This window comes from Streptomyces sp. NPDC029044 (genome assembly GCF_040637495.1).
GTDB lineage: Bacteria > Actinomycetota > Actinomycetes > Streptomycetales > Streptomycetaceae > Streptomyces.
This window is the reverse complement of the sequence record NZ_JBEZWN010000066.1, coordinates 23448-39982: the sequence shown is the minus strand read 5'-3', so window position 1 is coordinate 39982 and position 16535 is coordinate 23448. Positions and strand designations below refer to the sequence as shown.

Here is a 16535-nt window from a genome sequence, read left to right as displayed (position 1 = left end):
GGCGTCGTAGCCGCAGAACGTGTACGTGGTCCAGCGGCGTCCTCGGGCCCGGCCGCGCGACGCGGCCGGGGCTCCCGGCTTTCCTCAGATCCCGAGCTGCTTCGTCTCGTGGAGCTTCGCGATCGCGTTCTCGTCGCCGTCCAGGTCGACCTTGGCCGCGCTCTGCCGGCCGTAGGAGAACAGGACCAGCTCGGACGGCTCGCCGGTCACGGTGACCACCGGCGTGCCGCGGTGCGCGACCGCCGTCTGGCCGTCCGGGCGGCGCAGGACCAGGCCCGTCGGGATCCCGCGGCCCATCAGGCGGGCGGTGCGCTCCAGACGGGACCACAGGGCGTCCTGGAACACCGGGTCGAGATCGCGCGGCGACCAGTCCGGCTGGGCGCGGCGCACGTCCTCGGTGTGGACGTAGAACTCGATGATGTTCGACGCCTCGTCGACCGGCTTGAGAGAGAAGGGCGAGAAACGCGGCGGGCCCGTACGGATCAGCTGGATCAGCTCCTCGTACGGCTTGTCGGTGTACTCCGCCATCACCTTGTCCAGACGCGGCGCGAGCTGCTTGATCAGCATCCCGCCCGCGGCGTCCGGACGGCGCTCGCGCACCACCACGTGCGCGGCGAGGTCCCGGGTGGTCCAGCCCTCGCACAGGGTGGGCGCGTCCGGGCCCGCGGTCTCCAACAGGTCGGCGAGGAGAAGTCGTTCACGCTTGGCATGGGTCGACATGCGGCCCAGCCTACGACCGGCCCCCCGGTCCGCCCAGTGGACACTCCACCGGGCACGTCAGTGGCGCGCGGCACAATGGTCACCATGACCAGCACCAGTCGCCTCGATGCGGAGATCGCCGCGCGCCTCAAGCGCAGCCCCGACGGCCTCCTGCCCGCCATCGCCCAGCAATACGACACCGGAGAGGTGCTCATGCTCGGCTGGATGGACGACGAGGCGCTGCACCGCACCCTGACCACCGGCCGCTGCACCTACTGGTCGCGCAGCCGCCGGGAGTACTGGGTCAAGGGCGACACCTCCGGCCACTTCCAGTGGGTGAAGTCCGTCGCCCTGGACTGCGACGCCGACACGGTGCTCGTCAAGGTCGACCAGGTCGGCGCCGCCTGCCACACCGGCGCGCGCACCTGCTTCGACACCGACGTGCTGCTCAAGGACGGCGGCCCCGACGGTTCCGCCGCGGATCAGTAAGGTCAGCCGTCATGGACCTCGAGACCTTCCGCAAGCTCGCCACCGACCGGCGGGTCATCCCCGTCACCCGCAAGCTCCTCGCCGACGGCGACACCCCGGTCGCGCTCTACCGCAAGCTCGCCGCCGAGCGCCCCGGCACCTTCCTGCTGGAGTCCGCGGAGAACGGCCGCTCCTGGTCCCGGTACTCCTTCGTCGGCGTGCGCTCCGCGGCGACGCTGACCGCCCGCGACGGGCAGGCCCACTGGCTCGGCGCCCCGCCCGTCGGCGTCCCCACCGACGGCGACCCCCTCGCCGCCCTGCGCGCCACCATCGAGGCCCTGCACACGCCGCACCAGGAGGGCATGCCGCCCTTCACCGGCGGCATGGTCGGCTACCTCGGCTACGACATCGTCCGCCGCCTGGAGAAGATCGGCCCCGGCGAGCGCGACGACCTGAAGCTGCCCGAGCTGACCATGCTCCTCACCAGCGACCTGGCCGTCATGGACCACTGGGAGGGCTCGGTCCTGCTGATCGCCAACGCGATCAACCACAACGACCTGGACACGGGCGTCGACGAGGCCCACGCCGACGCCGTCGCCCGCCTCGACGCCATGGAGGCCGACCTCTCCCGCCCGGTCGCCCAGCCCCCGGCCGTCCTGCCGCCCTCCGAGCTCCCCGAGTACACCGCGCTGTGGGGCGGCCCCGACTTCCAGGTGGCCGTCGAGGACATCAAGGAGCGCATCCGGGCCGGCGAGGCCTTCCAGGTGGTCCCCTCCCAGCGCTTCGAGACCCCGTGCACGGCGAGCGCGCTGGACGTCTACCGGGTCCTGCGGGCCACCAACCCGTCCCCGTACATGTACCTCTTCCGCTTCGACGGCTTCGACGTCGTCGGCTCGTCCCCCGAAGCCCTGGTCAAGGTCGAGGACGGCCGGGCCATGGTCCACCCCATCGCCGGCACCCGCTGGCGCGGCGCCACCCCCCAGGAGGACCAGGCCCTCGCCGAGGAACTGCTCGCCGACCCCAAGGAGCGCGCCGAGCACCTCATGCTCGTCGACCTCGGCCGCAACGACCTGGGGCGGGTCTGCGAGCCCGGCTCGGTCGAGGTCGTCGACTTCATGTCCGTCGAGCGGTACTCGCACGTCATGCACATCGTCTCGACGGTGACGGGCCGCGTGGCCGCCGGGCGCACCGCCTTCGACGTCCTCACCGCCTGCTTCCCGGCCGGCACCCTCTCCGGCGCCCCCAAGCCCCGCGCCATGCAGATCATCGACGAACTCGAACCGTCCCGGCGCGGGCTGTACGGCGGCTGCGTCGGCTACCTCGACTTCGCGGGCGACTCCGACACCGCCATCGCCATCCGCACGGCCCTCCTGCGGGACGGCACCGCCTACGTCCAGGCCGGCGCGGGCATCGTCGCCGACTCCGACCCGGTCGCCGAGGACACCGAGTGCCGCAACAAGGCGGCCGCGGTGCTGCGGGCCGTCCACACGGCGAACCGGCTCGGAAAGGGCTGAGATGAACCCCGGGTGACGGTTCGCCCGGGCTTCAGGCGATAGTGGAGTACGTGACTGCTGTACCTCACCCCCGTTCCGAAGCCCCCGGACCCGCCCGGGCCGGCCGCCTGAGCCTCGCCGTCGCCCTGCTGAGCGGCGCGCTCGGCGCCGCCGTGGCGCTGCTCGCCACCCGGCAGCAGTGGTCGCAGGGCACGGCGACGGTGGCCGGTGGCGCCTTCCCCCTGACCGCCAACGGCAGCGACGTCACGGGCGTGCCCGCGGCGCTCGCCATAGTGGGTCTGGCCGCGCTCGTCGCCGTGTTCGCCGTCCGCCGCGCCGGCCGCTTCGCCGTCGCCGCGCTGCTCGCGCTCTCCGGCGCCGGCATCGTCATCGCGGCCCTGCTCGGCGCCTCCGACAGCTCCGCGCTCGACGAGCAGGCCGCCCAGGCCACCGGCGACACCTCGGCCTCCGTCGACACCCTCAGCCACACCGCGTGGCCCTACGTCGCGGTCGTCGGCGGTGTGCTGATCCTCCTGGCCGGGCTGCTCGCCCTGCGCTACGGCCGGCTGTGGCCCGCCATGTCCGGCCGCTACGAGCGGGGCGGCACGCCCCAGCCCCGCCGCAAGGCCCCCGCCGTCGACCCCGACCGGCCCGAGGACCTGTGGAAGGCGCTCGACCGCGGCGAGGACCCGACGGGGGCCTGAGCCCACACGGGGGACCGGGCCGCCCGGGGGAGTACCCCCGCTCACCGCGCGGGCGAGCGTGCGGGACAATGGGCCCGAGCGTCCTGCTCAGACACGCACACAGCAACGAGGAGCAAGCAATGGCGGGCAGCAGCCACGGTCACACCCCGGCCGCCTGGACCGGTGTCACGATCGCCTTCATCGGTTTCTGCGTCTCGGGCGCGTTCATGGTGCTGGACCAGCCGGCGGGCTTCTGGGCGGGCATGGTGGTCGTGCTGCTCGGCGGTGTCGTCGGCGCCATCATGCGGATGATGGGCCTCGGCCAGCCCAAGGAAGCGCACCAGCCGCACCGGATGACCGGCGACCGCGAGCCGGCCGGCGCCGGGAGCTGACCCCGCGGCACAGCACGTCCTCACGTGAGGGGCGGCCGGCACGGGAGTGCCGGGACCGCCCCTCACGCGTGTGCGGGGCACAATGCATACCGTGAACGCCGAGAGCCGCAGGGCGACGCCGAGCGTCCCGAGCCGCCTGGCCGCCCCCGCCGGGGTGCTCGCGGCCGTCGCCGCCGCCTTCACCTACGTGGGCACGGTGGACCCCAACGAACCCGGCCACTACCCCGCCTGCCCGCTGCTGCGCTACACCGGCCTCTACTGCCCCGGCTGCGGTGGCCTGCGCAGCGCGCACGCCTTCGTCCACGGGGACCTCCCGGCGGCGCTGCACGCCAACGCCCTCGCGACCCTCGGCTATCTGGGCTTCGCCGCGCTGTGGACCGTATGGGTGGTCCACGCGGTCCGGGGGCGCCCCCTGCGGATCGACCCGCGTCCGGGGCTGGTCTGGGGCCTCGGAGCGTTGCTGCTGGTCTTCACGGTTGTCCGGAACCTGCCCTTCGGTGGCTGGCTCCATCCTTGATCGACAGGCGTATGTCCAGGTAGTGGGACCGGCGTCAACCGGATGTGAGGCCTACGCCCCGCTGCGGATACCATCGCAGTGACCATCGGTTTCCGATCGGTCGCTGGAACTGTCAAGAGTCTGGAAGGGGGCCGCTCGCGTGAGTGTGCTCGACGAGATCATCGACGGAGTCCGTGCCGACCTCGCGGAGCGGCAGGCGCGCGTCAGCCTCGACGAGCTCAAGGAGCGCGCGGCGAAGGCTCCCGCGGCCAAGGACGGCGCGGCCGCACTGCGCGGCGACGGCGTCAAGGTCATCTGCGAGGTCAAGCGCTCCAGCCCGTCCAAGGGCGCGCTGGCCGCGATCGCCGACCCGGCCGGACTGGCCGCGGACTACGAGGCGGGCGGCGCGGCCGTCATCTCCGTGCTCACCGAGGAGCGCCGCTTCGGCGGCTCGCTCGCCGACCTGGAGGCGGTTCGCGCCCGGGTGGACATCCCGGTCCTGCGCAAGGACTTCATCGTCACGTCGTACCAGCTGTGGGAGGCCCGCGCCTACGGCGCCGACGTCGTGCTGCTGATCGTCGCCGCCCTGGACCAGCCCGCCCTGGAGTCCCTCATCGAGCGTGCCGAGTCCATCGGGCTCACGCCCCTGGTCGAGGTGCACGACGAGGACGAGGTCGAGCGCGCGGTCGACGCCGGCGCCCGCGTGATCGGTGTCAACGCGCGCAACCTCAAGACCCTGGAGGTCGACCGCGGCACGTTCGAGCGGGTGGCGCCGGAGATCCCCGACCACATCATCAAGATCGCCGAGTCCGGCGTCCGCGGCCCGCACGACCTCATCGCCTACGCCAACGCCGGCGCCGACGCGGTGCTGGTCGGCGAGTCCCTCGTCACCGGCAAGGACCCGAGGACGGCGGTCTCGGACCTGGTGGCGGCCGGCGAACACCCCGCGCTCCGGCACGGCCGGAGCTGATCACCCGCTAGGCTTGCCCCGATGACCACCACCCTGACGACCGTGGACCGGTACGCCCGCCTCGCGCGCGGCTGCCGCCCCCGCGGCTGCCGTGCCCCGGCCCGCCGGGTCCACGGCCGCCGCGTGCGGTACGTCATCGGTGACGAACCCGGGCAGGTCAACGGCATGCGATGGCAGCAGCGCCCCGTAAGGGGCGCGGGGAACTGCGCGACAAGCCACTGACGGCCCGCGGCCCACAGTCCCTCCCCGCCCCCACGGCGAATAGTGATCAACACACACACTCACCGTGAGGTATTCGCATGCCCAGCCAGTTCTTCATCCCCGACCCCGAGGGTCAGACTCCCAGCCCCGAGGGCTACTTCGGGGCGTTCGGCGGCAAGTTCATCCCCGAGGCCCTCGTGGCGGCCGTCGACGAGGTGGCCGTCGAGTACGACAAGGCCAAGCACGACCCCGAGTTCGCCAAGGAACTCGACGGCCTCCTGGTCGACTACACCGGCCGCCCCTCGGCGCTCACCGAGGTCCCCCGCTTCGCCGCGGAAGCGGGCGGCGCACGGATCTTCCTGAAGCGGGAAGACCTCAACCACACCGGCTCCCACAAGATCAACAACGTCCTGGGCCAGGCCCTGCTCACCAAGCGCATGGGCAAGACCCGGGTCATCGCCGAGACCGGCGCCGGCCAGCACGGCGTCGCCACGGCCACCGCCTGTGCGCTGTTCGGCCTCGACTGCACGATCTACATGGGCGAGATCGACACCCGGCGCCAGGCCCTCAACGTGGCCCGCATGCGCATGCTCGGCGCCGAGGTCATCGCCGTGAAGTCCGGCAGCCGCACGCTGAAGGACGCCATCAACGAGGCCTTCCGCGACTGGGTCGCCAACGTCGACCACACCCACTACCTCTTCGGCACCGTCGCCGGACCGCACCCCTTCCCCGCCATGGTCCGCGACTTCCACCGGGTCATCGGCGTCGAGGCCCGCCGTCAGCTCCTGGAGCGCGCCGGGCGCCTGCCCGACGCGGCCGTCGCCTGCGTCGGCGGCGGTTCCAACGCCATCGGCCTCTTCCACGCCTTCATCCCGGACACCGGCGTCCGCCTCATCGGCTGCGAGCCGGCCGGGCACGGCGTCGAGACCGGGGAGCACGCCGCGACCCTCACCGCCGGCGAGCCCGGCATCCTGCACGGCTCACGCTCCTACGTCCTCCAGGACGAGGAGGGCCAGATCACCGAGCCGTACTCGATCTCGGCCGGTCTGGACTACCCGGGCATCGGCCCGGAGCACGCCTACCTGAAGGACTCCGGCCGCGGTGAGTACCGAGCGGTCACCGACGACGCCGCGATGCAGGCCCTGCGCCTGCTGTCGCGCACCGAGGGCATCATCCCGGCCATCGAGAGCGCCCACGCGCTGGCCGGGGCCCTGGAGGTCGGCAGGGAGCTGGGCAAGGACGGGCTGATCGTGGTCAACCTGTCCGGCCGCGGCGACAAGGACATGGACACCGCCGCGCGCTACTTCGGCCTGTACGACACCGACGCCGAGGTCGCCGAGGACGCCTCCGGCACCGCCGAGATCGAAGGGGACGCCAAGTGAGCGGGAACATCCGGCTGTTGAGCGACACCCTCGCCGCGGCGAAGTCCGAAGGGCGCTCCGCCCTCATCGCCTACCTCCCGGCCGGGTTCCCGACCGTGGACGGCGGCATCGAGGCGATCAAGGCCGTCATCGACGGCGGCGCCGACGTCGTCGAGGTGGGCCTGCCGCACAGCGACCCGGTCCTCGACGGCCCGGTCATCCAGACCGCCGACGACATCGCCCTGCGCGGCGGCGTCAAGATCGCCGACGTGATGCGCACGGTCCGTGAGACGCACGCCGCCACCGGCAAGCCCATCCTCGTCATGACGTACTGGAACCCCATCGACCGCTACGGCGTCGAGCGGTTCACCGCCGAGCTCGCCGAGGCGGGCGGCGCCGGGTGCATCCTGCCCGACCTGCCCGTGCAGGAGTCGGCCCTGTGGCGGGAGCACGCGGAGAAGCACGGTCTCGCCACCGTCTTCGTCGTCGCGCCCAGCAGCAAGGACGAGCGGCTCGCGCAGATCACCGCGGCGGGCAGGGGCTTCGTCTACGCCGCCTCCCTCATGGGCGTCACCGGAACCCGCGCCAGCGTCAGCTCGCAGGCCCAGGACCTGGTGGAACGCACCCGGGCCACGGGCACGGACCTGCCGGTCTGCGTCGGGCTCGGCGTCTCCAACCCCGCCCAGGCCGCCGAGGTCGCGGGCTTCGCCGACGGCGTGATCGTCGGCTCGGCCTTCGTCAAGGCGATGCTGGACGCCCCGGACGACGCGGCCGGTGTGGAGGCCGTGCGGGCCCTCGCCGGCGACCTCGCCAAGGGTGTGCGCGGACAGGCGTAAGAAGCCGGGAAGTCATACAGGTCCCTCGTACGGGTGGACCTGGGGCCGGGGAGGCGCGGTGCGCCTCCCCGGTTCGTTTCCGGGGTGTGAGCGAGAAGAACCGTGAGGGAAAGCGCACCGCCCGGGAGAAGCTGGCGGTCGAGCGCGAGAAGCAGAAGTCCGCGGACAAGCGCCGCCGCGCGCTGATCGTGGGCGGCGCCGTCGTCGCCGTCCTCGGACTCGCGGCGGTGATCGGCGTCGTCGCGGCCAACGCCGGCAAGGACGACGACAGCGAGGCCTCGGGCCCGGTCGTGGCCCCCTCGGGAGCGCAGGGCAAGGACGGCCTAGCGATCCCGGTCGGCAAGGACAGCGCCAAGTCCACGCTCACGGTGTGGGAGGACTTCCGCTGCCCCGCGTGCAAGTCCTTCGAGACGGCGTACCGGCCGGTGATCCACGAGCTGACGAACGCCGGTCAGCTGAAGGTCGAGTACCACCTGGTCACCCTCATCGACGGCAACATGCGCGGCACCGGCTCCCGCAACGCCGCCAACGCCGCCGCCTGCGCCCAGGACGCCGGGAAGTTCCCCGCGTACCACGACGTGCTGTTCGACAACCAGCCCCCGGAGGTCGACGACGCCTACGCGGACAACGGCAAGCTGATCGAGCTGGCCGGCAAGGTCGACGGCCTGGACACCCCGGCCTTCCGCGCGTGCGTCGAGGACGGCAAGCACAACGGCTGGGTGGCCAAGTCCCACCAGGCCTTCGACAAGGGCGACTTCTCGGGCACGCCCACCGTGCTGTTCGACGGCGAGAACATCTACCAGGACCGGACGATGACCCCGGCCAAGCTGAAGCAGATGGTGCAGGAGGCGAACCAGGGGTAAGAAGCGTTCTCACGCCCCCGTTATGGACCCGTAGCCGGGCCGCCCGCCCCCGGCCCGGCGCGGCACGGTAGCGTCGACCTTGCCATGGAACTTGCCTTCATTCCCAGCCCGTCGCGCGGGGTGCTGTACCTCGGCCCCGTTCCGCTGCGCGGCTACGCGTTCTGCATCATCATCGGCGTCTTCGTCGCGGTCTGGCTCGGCAACAAGCGCTGGATCGCCCGGGGCGGGCGGGCCGGCACGGTGGCCGACATCGCTGTCTGGGCCGTGCCCTTCGGCCTCGTCGGCGGCCGCCTCTACCACGTGATCACGGACTACGAGCTGTACTTCAGCGAGGGCCGCGACTGGGTGGACGCCTTCAAGATCTGGGAGGGCGGCCTCGGCATCTGGGGCGCGATCGCGCTGGGCGCGCTGGGCGCGTGGATCGGCTGCCGCCGCCGTGGCATCCCGATGCCCGCCTACGCCGACGCCGTCGCGCCGGGCATCGCCTTCGCCCAGGCGATCGGCCGCTGGGGCAACTGGTTCAACCAGGAGCTGTACGGCAAGCCCACCGATCTGCCCTGGGCCCTGGAGATCACCTCCTCGGCGGACGGGCGGGTGCCGGGCACCTACCACCCGACGTTCCTGTACGAGTCGCTGTGGTGCATCGGCGTGGCGTTCCTGGTCATCTGGGCGGACCGCCGCTTCCGGCTCGGGCACGGCCGGGCGTTCGCGCTGTACGTCGCCGCGTACTGCGCGGGCCGGGCGTGGATCGAGTACATGCGGGTCGACGACGCCCACCACATCCTGGGCCTCCGGCTGAACGTGTGGACCGCGATCCTGGTGTTCCTGCTGGCGGTGACGTACCTGGTGGTGTCGTCGAAGAAGCGGCCCGGGCGGGAGGACGTCGTGGAACCGGGCGCCGGGGCCTCCGGTGCGGACGCCGACGGCGACGAGAAGTCCGGGGACGCCGGCAAGGACGACGAAGCCGAGGACGGGGCCGGGGCGGACCCGGCGAAGAACGAGGCCGGGTCCGGGAAGAAGACCTGACGGCCCGCCCCCTGTGACATACCGAGAGCGCCCGGGAGTCTTCCCGGGCGCTCTCGGCATGTCAGCGGCGGCGCGCCAGGGACAGGGTGCGCCGGGCGGCCGTCACCACCGCCGCGTCGACGAAGCGGCCGTCCGGGAGGGCCTGGGCGCCCTGCTCCGCGGCGGCCGCCTTGAGGACCGCCTCAGCCCGTTCGATGTCGGCCTCGGTGGGCAGGAAGGCGCGTTCGATCACCGGGAGCTGGCGGGGATGGATCGCGGCGCGGCCGAGGAAGCCCAGGGCGCGGCCGTGGGCGCAGGAGGCGGCCAGCCCCTCCAGATCGCGGGTGTCCGGGTGCACGGACTGCGGCGGCGGGGGCAGGCCGGCCGCCCGGGCCGCCACGACCACCCGGGAGCGGGGCCAGTCGAGGCCCGTGTCGTCGCGCATGCCGAGGTCGGCCTGGAGGTCGGCCTCGCCGAGCGCGATGCCGCGCAGGTTCGGATGGGCGGACGCGATGGCGTACGCCCGCTCCACGGCGAGGGCCGTCTCCAGCAGGGCGTACAGATCGGCCCCAGCGGCTCGGCGTGCCACGTGGGTGATCTCGGTGGGTGAGGTGATCTTGGCGAGGCGGAGGCCGCGGAGCCCGGGGGCCGGGCCCAGGGCCGAGATGTCCTGCTCGCCCCAGGGGCCGTCCAGGGCGTTGACGCGTACGTGGACCGGAACGGCCGGCGGGTGGGCGAGCAGGTCGGCGGTGGCCGCCCGGGCGTAGGCCTTGCGGTCGGGGGCGACCGCGTCCTCCAGGTCGATCACGACGACGTCGGCGCCGGAGGTGAGGGCCTTCGCCACCACGTGGGGGCGGTCGCCCGGGGCGTAGAGCCAGGTGAGCGGGAACGCCGTCACAGGGCGCCCTCCGCGCGCAGCGCCGTGACGTCGTCCGGGGTGAGGCCCAGCTCGGTCAGGACCTCGTCGGTGTCGGCGCCGTGCGGGCGGCCGGCCCAGCGGATCGCGCCGGGCGTGGCGGAGAGCCGGAAGAGGACGTTCTGCATGCGCAGCGGGCCGAGTTCGGGGTCGTCGACGGTGGTGATGGTGTCCAGGGCCTGGTACTGCGGGTCCGCCATCACGTCCCGGACGTCCTGGACCGGGGCCACCGCCGCCTCGGCCTTCTCGAAGGCGGCCAGCACGTCGGTGCGGGTGCGCGCGGCGATCCAGCCGCCGACCGCCTCGTCCAGGACATCGGCGTGCCGGGCGCGCTCGGCGCCCGAGGTGAACCAGGGCTCCTCGATCAGCTCCGGGCGGCCGACCAGCCGCATCACGCGTTCCGCGACCGACTGGGCCGAGGTGGAGACCGCGACCCAGGTGCCGTCCGCGGTCCGGTAGACGCCGCGCGGGGCGTTGTTGGGGGAGCGGTTGCCGGTGCGGGGCTGGACGTGCCCGAGCTGGTCGAACCAGAGGGGCTGGGGGCCGAGGGCGGCCAGGATCGGCTCGATCAGGGCCATGTCGACGACCTGGCCCTCGCCGGTGCGCTCGCGGGCGGCGAGCGCCGTCATCACCGCGTACGCCGTCGTCAGGCCCGCGATGGAGTCGGCCAGGCCGAACGGCGGGAGGGTCGGGGGCGCGTCCGGTTCGCCGGTGATCGCGGCGAAGCCGCTCATGGCTTCGGCGAGGGTGCCGAAGCCGGGGCGGTGGGCGTAGGGGCCGAACTGGCCGAAGCCGGTGACCCGGGCCAGGACCAGGCGGGTGTTGACGGCCGACAGCTCGGGCCAGCCCAGGTCCCACTTCTCCAGGGTGCCGGGCCGGAAGTTCTCGATGATCACGTCGGCGGTCTCGGCCAGGCGCAGGAGGGTGGCGCGGCCGCCGGGCTTCGACAGGTCGAGGGTCATGGTGCGCTTGTTGCGGCCGAGCGTCTTCCACCACAGGCCCACGCCGTCCTTCGAGGGGCCGTGGCCGCGGGAGGGGTCCGGCTTCGTCGGGTGCTCGATCTTGACGACCTCGGCGCCGAAGTCGCCGAGCAGGGTGGCGGCCATCGGGCCGGCGAAGAGGGTGGCGAGGTCGAGGACGCGCAGGCCGGTGAGGGGCGCGGTCGTGGGCGCGGTCATGGGCGGAGCATCTCCCGGTGCGTGAGGTGGGCGAGGGTGTCGAACCCGGTGCCGTCGAAGTCGCCGACGGACGTCGACAGCCGGTTCTTCAGGGGGGCCGTCCAGCGGTCGGGGAGCGCCGCGGGGTGTCCGGCCAGCAGCCCGGCGATACTCCCGGCCGTCGCGCCGTTGGAGTCGGTGTCCCACCCGCCGCTCACGGCACGGCAGATGGAGCCGGCGAAGTCGCCGTCCGCGTGGGTGAGGGCGGCGGCGACGAGGGCGGTGTTGGGGACGGCGTGCACCCAGTGGTGGGTGGTGCCGTGCAGGGCGTGGAGTTCGTCGACGACCGTGTCGAAGTCCGCGTGTGCGTGGGCGAGCCGGACGGCTTGCTGGACGGCGCGGGCCAGGCGGGAGCGAGGGGGGACGACGGTCAGGCCGGTGCGCAGGCAGGTGTGGACGTCGTGGTCGCCGGTCGCCGCCGCGGCGATGACGGCCGCCGTGAACATCGCCGCGTAGACGCCGTTGGCCGTGTGGCTGAGGGTGGCGTCCCGGTGGGCCTGCTCGGCCGCCGCGGCCGGCCGGCCGGGGTTGGTCCAGCCGTGGACGTCGGCGCGGATCAGGGCGCCGATCCACTCGCGGAACGGGTTGCGGTGACGGGCGGTGTGCGGGGGTTCCAGGCCCTTGAGCAGGTTGCGGTAGGCGACGCGTTCGGCGGTGAACGTGCGGCCGGCGGGAAGTTCGTCGAGCCAGGTGCGGGCCACGTCCGTGGTGGTGAAGGTTCTGCCGTGGCGCTGGAGGAGGAGGAGGAGGTTGAGCAGGGGGTAGTTGAGGTCGTCGTCCTCGGGCATCCCGTCGATGTTCTCGGCGAGGGAGGTCGATGCCGAGCGGCGGTTCCAGGGGTGCTCTTCGAGGAGCGCTTGCGGGACACCCCGGGCGGTGAAGTAGGTGGTGAGGGGCCAGTTGCCGGTGGACCTGGCGAGTCGGCGGACGGCGTCGAGGGGGAGCTTCTCGACCGGTTTGCCCAGGAGGCAGCCGGTGGCGCGGCCGAGCCAGGCGGCTTCGAGACGGTGCGGGGTGGTGCCGGCCGGGGCGCCCGGGGGCTGCGGCCAGTCGGGGCAGGCGGCTCTGATCCGGTCCAGGCCCGTCGGTTCGTCGTCGGCCAGTGCGCTCGGCAGGTCGGCCAGTTCGTCCAGGAGGTCTTCCGCCAGCCGGCGCAGGTAGCGGGAGACCGGGGTGGCGGACGCGCCCGCGGCGGCCGGGGCCTCGGGGCCGCCCGCCGCCCGCCAGCGGGCTGCGACGGCCTTCGGTTCGCGGCCGTCCTGGGCCGCCTGGCGCAGTTCGTGGCCGATCAGGTCCTCCGGCTGGACCCAGGTCAGTCGGAGCATTCCTGGCCTCCGAGGGACGCGAAGGCCTGCTCGTGGGTGCGTCGGCGGGCCACGTCCCGGGCGAAGATCTCGCGGGCCACGGCGGTGAGGGCGGTCGCCGGCTCCCAGAGGTCCAGCCGGCTGGCTTCCGCGACGGTCTTGGCCCAGTCCTCCGGGACCGGTGAGCCCAGGGCACCCGCCAGGGCGCCGGCCATGGTGGCGATGGAGTCGCAGTCGCGGCCGTAGTTCACCGCGCCGAGGACCGCGTGCCGGTAGTCGCCCCGCGCCAGCAGCACCATGCCCAGCGCGACCGGGAGTTCCTCGATGGCGTGCAGGCGGGAGGGGCGCCGGGCGCCGAGCGACGGGGCGCGGTAGTCGGGGCCCACCGTGTCGTAGGGGGCGACCGCCTCGCGCAACGGGCGCAGGGCCGACTCGAAGTCGGTGTGGCGGGACGCCTCCTCGCAGACCCGCTCGATCGCGGCCCGGGTGCCGTCCTTCGCGAGGGAGAGGCACGCCGAGACGACCGAGTCGGGGGTCGCGCCCGGCGTGCACGCCGCCGCCACCGCCGCCGCCAGGACGCCTGCCGCCTCCCGGCCGTACGACGACTGGTGGGCGCCGGCGACGTCGAGGGCCTCGGCGTACGCGGCCCGCGGGTCCGCCGCGTTGACCAGGCCCACCGGGGCCATGTACATCGCCGCCCCGCAGTTGACGATGTTGCCGGTGCCGGCCTCGCGCGGGTCGGCGTGGCCGTAGTGGATCCTCGTCACCAGCCACTTCTCGGCCAGGAAGATTCGCTGGAGGGGGAGGGCCTCGGACTCCAGCTCCGGGATCCAGCGCGGCTCGGTCATCAGGTCGGGGACCAGGTGATCGGCGATGGCGTAGGCGTCGAGGTGGTCGCGGACCCGGGTGTAGACGCGGACCAGGGCGTGCGTCATCAAGGTGTCGTCGGTGACGTGGCCGTCGCCCTTGTGGTACGGGGCGAGGGGGCGGGCCGTGCGCCAGTCGTCGCCGTGCCAGGGGCCGACGATGCCGTGGACGCGGCCGCCGTGGCGTTCGAGGATCTGCTCGGGCGCGTAGCCCTCGACGGGGCCGCCGAGGGCGTCGCCGACGGCGGCCCCGACGAGGGCGCCGCCGATCCGCTCGTCCAGCAAGGTGTTTTGGTGTGGTTTGGGCTGCATGGCCGCATCATCCACCCGGGCGGGCCGGCCGGGCGGCTTCCAGGAGTCCGGCGAGTTCCACGAGGTCCGTGCCGGTGAGGCGGGGAAGGACGCAGCCGGAGAGGGTGCGGCAGGTCTCCCGCCAGGCTGCGGGGATCGAGGCGGCGCCGCCCAGCGCGCCGGTGAGGGCGCCCGCCAGGGCCGGGGCGGAGTCGGCGACGCGGGACAGGCAGGCCGCCGCGGGGATCGCCTCCGCGATGCTGCCGCGGGCCGCGGTGGCCAGGGCGAGGGCGACGGGGACCGTCTCGGCGGCGGCGATGCCGTAGCTGTAGACGTGGTCGACGATCTGGTGCTCCAGGGGCGGGACCAGGGCGAAGGCGCTGTCCGCGTCGGCGGCGAGACGCAGGGCGTACCGGGCGTTGCGGCCGATCTCTGTGTCCGGGGGCAGTTCGGCGAGCGCGGCGGTGACACAGGCGTCGATGGGCGCGCCGGCCAGGGCGAGGGCGAGGGCCGCGGCCATCGCGCGGGCGCCGTGCACGCCGTCGCCGTCCTGGGTGTAGCGGGCGTCGAACTCGGCGAGGTCGGCGGCGCTGCGGGGGTCTGAGGGGTGGGCCACGGCCAGGACGCAGGCACGTACGCAGGCGGCGTCGTCGAAGTAGTGGGGGTTGTCGTGGCCGGTGGCGGGCGGGCGCAGGCCGGTGGCGAGGTTGCCGAGGCCGGCGCGGACGGAGATGCGGGCGCGCAGGGGGAGGACGGCGGACTCGATCTCGGGGGCACGGTCCGCGGCGGCGGCGACCTCGGCGGCGAGGGCGTTCCAGGTGAGGTCGATCGCCGCGCGGGTGCGGCGTTCGCGGCTGAGGTCGTCCCGGACGGTGTCGTCGCCTGCGCGCAGGAGGGCTTCCGCGGCGAAGGCCGCCCATTCGGCGTCGTCGGAGGGGCCGAGGCGGAGGGGCTCGGGGGGCTGGTTCAGGGCGATGGGGACGGGCAGGGTGGTCGTGGCGTTGTGCTCGGCGAAGGTGTCCAGTTCGCGGGTGAGGCGGCGGGTCCAGTCGGGCATGCGGGCGGCTCGGTGGCGGGCCGCGGGCCAGCCGGCGGCATCGCCGGCGGCCAGTCCGAGCAGGAGCCCTTCGGCTCTTCTCGTGGCCTCGGCTTCCCCTTCGGCTCGTTTCTCTCCCACCCGCGCACCGCCCGTAGCCGTCACCCGAGAGGTCCCGGTCTCCCGTGGGGCGCGTTCACCGTCGGCGGCCGCGGGTGCGTGGGTCGTCATGCGGGGGTCTCCGATCCGTCGCCCGCCAGGATGTAGTCCGTCGGCCCGGCGGGCCCCGCGGGTGTCAGCAGGTCCGCCACGTCCAGGACGTGGTAGCCCGCCATCGCCGGGAGGCATCTGCCGTGGACCGGCCCGATGGGGGCCGTCCAGGCCTGCGGGATCGCCGACACTCCCCGGGTGGCACCCGCCAGGGCCCCCGCCACCGCCGCCGTCGTGTCCGCGTCGCGGCCCATGTTCACCGCCGTCAATACGGACTGCTCGAAGTCGCCGTCGGCCGCCGCGTACGCGCCGAAGGCGAGGGCGACCGCCTCGGGGGCCAGGTCGGTCCAGGGGTAGCCGCCGATGACGACCGCGGAGCGCACCGCGCGTTCCCCGCGGTGCGCCACGACCACCGCGCGGCGCAGGCTGCGGGCCGTCCAGGAGTCGTCGGGTACGACGGCGAGGGCCGCCGCCACGACCGCGGTCGGCGGGGCTCCCGCCATCGCCGTCGCGACACCGGCCGCCACCGCCTGTCCGCCGTAGATGCCCTCGCCGTCGTGGCTCACCGAGCCGTCGATCGCGACCAGCCGGGCCGCCTCCGCCGGACGGCCCGCCGCGAACACCCCGAAAGGGGCCGCGCGCATGGCCAGACCGTCGCTCCAGGCGTGCCGGTGCTGGGCGGAGATCGGGGCGGCCAAGCCGCGGCGCAGGTTCTCCAGGGTGCCGCGTTCGCTGAAGCCGGCACCCCGGAAGGGGCCCTCGTCGCGGTCGGCGATCCACTCGTGCCAGGCCGCCTCCACATGGGCCGGGGTCAGGGCGGAGCCGTGCCGGGCCAGCAGGAGGCCGGAGAAGATCGCGTACTCGGTGTCGTCGGTGCCGGCCGGCTTCTCGGCGACGTACCCGGTGATCCGGCCCCACCGCGCGCGGATCTCGGAGGGCTTCATGTTCTCGGCCGGTGCCCCGAGGGCGTCACCGACGGCCAGGCCCAGCAGTGCGCCGCGGGCCCGTTCGCGCAGTCCGGCGGCGTCACCGGGCGCCGGCACGGAGGGGATGCAGGCGATCGATGCCATACGGCATGTGTCCCACTCCGGTGACTCCGCCGAGCCTCAGGAGCCCCAGCATCACCCGGTCGACATCTGCGCGCAGTGATGATCAGGTGAGCGCAGAACGGTAAAACCGCAGGTTAGCGCAGCCTTTCCTTGCTGGCGGCGATGGAATCCGAGGCGTA

18 protein-coding genes are annotated in these 16535 nt (G+C 73.7%); 11 read left to right on the top strand and 7 right to left on the bottom strand.

The features are described from left to right. Window positions 1-84 precede the first annotated feature (84 nt). Window positions 85-720: a TIGR03085 family metal-binding protein gene (locus AB0E85_RS33360; RefSeq protein WP_361935273.1), complete on the bottom strand. Its 636-nt coding sequence runs from the start codon at window positions 718-720 to the stop codon at window positions 85-87. 84 nt (window positions 721-804) lie between these two features. Here AB0E85_RS33360 and hisI point away from each other — a divergent pair, with 84 nt between their 5' ends. The 11 genes from hisI (at window position 805) to lgt (ending at window position 9488) form a co-directional block, all read left to right on the top strand. Continuing rightward, window positions 805-1188: a phosphoribosyl-AMP cyclohydrolase gene (hisI, locus tag AB0E85_RS33355; protein WP_361935270.1), complete on the top strand. Its 384-nt coding sequence runs from the start codon at window positions 805-807 to the stop codon at window positions 1186-1188. 11 nt (window positions 1189-1199) lie between these two features. After that, on the top strand, window positions 1200-2681 hold the full coding sequence (locus tag AB0E85_RS33350) for an anthranilate synthase component I (protein ID WP_361935267.1): 1482 nt from the start codon (window positions 1200-1202) through the stop codon (window positions 2679-2681). Window positions 2682-2722: 41 nt separating this feature from the next. Continuing rightward, complete coding sequence (locus AB0E85_RS33345; RefSeq protein WP_361935265.1) at window positions 2723-3364, top strand: TIGR02234 family membrane protein; 642 nt, start codon at window positions 2723-2725, stop codon at window positions 3362-3364. A gap of 119 nt (window positions 3365-3483) precedes the next feature. After that, window positions 3484-3735, top strand: a complete 252-nt coding sequence (locus tag AB0E85_RS33340) for an HGxxPAAW family protein (protein WP_361935262.1) — start codon at window positions 3484-3486, stop codon at window positions 3733-3735. Between the two features lie 82 nt (window positions 3736-3817). After that, the gene (locus AB0E85_RS33335) at window positions 3818-4252 is read left to right on the top strand and encodes a DUF2752 domain-containing protein (RefSeq protein ID WP_361935260.1); all 435 of its coding nucleotides are present in this window, start codon (window positions 3818-3820) and stop codon (window positions 4250-4252) included. Between the two features lie 139 nt (window positions 4253-4391). After that, a complete protein-coding gene (gene trpC / locus AB0E85_RS33330) occupies window positions 4392-5201 on the top strand; it encodes an indole-3-glycerol phosphate synthase TrpC (RefSeq protein ID WP_030848367.1) in 810 nt (269 codons plus the stop codon). Window positions 5202-5222: 21 nt separating this feature from the next. Beyond that, window positions 5223-5423 (top strand): hypothetical protein, encoded by a 201-nt coding sequence (locus AB0E85_RS33325; RefSeq protein ID WP_361935257.1) that lies wholly within the window; start codon window positions 5223-5225, stop codon window positions 5421-5423. Window positions 5424-5500: 77 nt separating this feature from the next. Continuing rightward, the gene (gene trpB / locus AB0E85_RS33320) at window positions 5501-6784 is read left to right on the top strand and encodes a tryptophan synthase subunit beta (protein WP_361935255.1); all 1284 of its coding nucleotides are present in this window, start codon (window positions 5501-5503) and stop codon (window positions 6782-6784) included. Then, window positions 6781-7599: a tryptophan synthase subunit alpha gene (gene trpA / locus AB0E85_RS33315; protein WP_361935252.1), complete on the top strand. Its 819-nt coding sequence runs from the start codon at window positions 6781-6783 to the stop codon at window positions 7597-7599. The genes trpB and trpA overlap by 4 nt, the downstream gene beginning before the upstream one ends. Before the next feature lie 86 nt (window positions 7600-7685). Next, window positions 7686-8462, top strand: a complete 777-nt coding sequence (locus tag AB0E85_RS33310) for a thioredoxin domain-containing protein (protein WP_361935250.1) — start codon at window positions 7686-7688, stop codon at window positions 8460-8462. A gap of 84 nt (window positions 8463-8546) precedes the next feature. Next, window positions 8547-9488: a prolipoprotein diacylglyceryl transferase gene (lgt, locus tag AB0E85_RS33305; protein ID WP_361935247.1), complete on the top strand. Its 942-nt coding sequence runs from the start codon at window positions 8547-8549 to the stop codon at window positions 9486-9488. 61 nt (window positions 9489-9549) lie between these two features. Here lgt and AB0E85_RS33300 read toward each other — a convergent pair whose 3' ends face one another. The 6 genes from AB0E85_RS33300 to AB0E85_RS33275 are packed head-to-tail and all read right to left on the bottom strand — an operon-like array spanning window position 9550 to window position 16377. Further along, a complete protein-coding gene (locus AB0E85_RS33300) occupies window positions 9550-10365 on the bottom strand; it encodes a CoA ester lyase (RefSeq protein WP_361935244.1) in 816 nt (271 codons plus the stop codon). Then, entirely contained in the window at window positions 10362-11561 is a 1200-nt protein-coding gene (locus AB0E85_RS33295) for a CoA transferase (RefSeq protein ID WP_361935241.1), read from the bottom strand. The genes AB0E85_RS33300 and AB0E85_RS33295 overlap by 4 nt, the downstream gene beginning before the upstream one ends. Continuing rightward, window positions 11558-12925 (bottom strand): ADP-ribosylglycohydrolase family protein, encoded by a 1368-nt coding sequence (locus AB0E85_RS33290; RefSeq protein ID WP_361935239.1) that lies wholly within the window; start codon window positions 12923-12925, stop codon window positions 11558-11560. Before AB0E85_RS33290 ends, AB0E85_RS33295 begins: the two co-directional genes overlap by 4 nt. Further along, a complete protein-coding gene (locus AB0E85_RS33285; protein WP_361935236.1) occupies window positions 12913-14082 on the bottom strand; it encodes an ADP-ribosylglycohydrolase family protein in 1170 nt (389 codons plus the stop codon). The genes AB0E85_RS33290 and AB0E85_RS33285 overlap by 13 nt, the downstream gene beginning before the upstream one ends. 7 nt (window positions 14083-14089) lie before the next feature. Continuing rightward, window positions 14090-15328 (bottom strand): ADP-ribosylglycohydrolase family protein, encoded by a 1239-nt coding sequence (locus AB0E85_RS33280; protein ID WP_361935233.1) that lies wholly within the window; start codon window positions 15326-15328, stop codon window positions 14090-14092. Beyond that, window positions 15325-16377: an ADP-ribosylglycohydrolase family protein gene (locus AB0E85_RS33275; protein ID WP_361935230.1), complete on the bottom strand. Its 1053-nt coding sequence runs from the start codon at window positions 16375-16377 to the stop codon at window positions 15325-15327. Before AB0E85_RS33275 ends, AB0E85_RS33280 begins: the two co-directional genes overlap by 4 nt. Between the last annotated feature and the right edge of the window lie 158 nt (window positions 16378-16535).